The 551-nt window shown below is 34.8% G+C and carries 1 protein-coding gene; it reads right to left on the bottom strand.

From position 1 onward, the window contains the following. Positions 1-549: cell surface protein (locus CYO90_RS03310; protein ID WP_103578431.1), on the bottom strand; the 549-nt coding region annotated here is incomplete at its 3' end. Positions 550-551: the final 2 nt, after the last annotated feature.

Raw genomic sequence — 551 nt, 5'->3', positions numbered from 1 at the left:
TGCATAGAGAAATTTTTGATCCTTATTTATATCATAGGTCTCATACTTCTTTTTAACCTGCATAGGTTTAAATTTCTTCTCACTTTGCTCTTTGGCAAAATTTGCATTGTATTCTTGTTCTTCTTTGATTATCTGCTTTCTTTGTTCTTCAACATCTTTTGTTGCTTTCTCTCTTGCTTTGGCAAATAACGTTTTAAATTCATCTATGCTTAGGTCGGTTCTATCTAAAAGACTAAGCGACTCCTTGTTATTATTCGGATAAAGAGAAGACATGCTATCTATAAAGGCTCTTAGGTCAGCCTCCTCTTCTTTTGTGCCAAGACCAACCATCAGTCCAGAAATTGTTGGTTTGCCATCAACGGAGTTGGTAAGCAACCAGTCCATGTGAGATTGTAATACATTGATCTCAAATTCTTCTAAGGTCTCTGGATATTTTGATAATAAAGCTCGCCTTTCATCAATGGTATAGCTATACTTTTTTGAAAGCATATTGTCTATCTTCTCTATGGTTTCTGTTATCCAGTTTTCACTACTTCTGTCTTCTTTGATGT

This window comes from Campylobacter concisus (genome assembly GCF_002913745.1).
Taxonomy (GTDB): Bacteria; Campylobacterota; Campylobacteria; order Campylobacterales; family Campylobacteraceae; genus Campylobacter_A; species Campylobacter_A concisus_R.
This window is presented reverse-complemented; position numbering and strand designations above follow the sequence as displayed.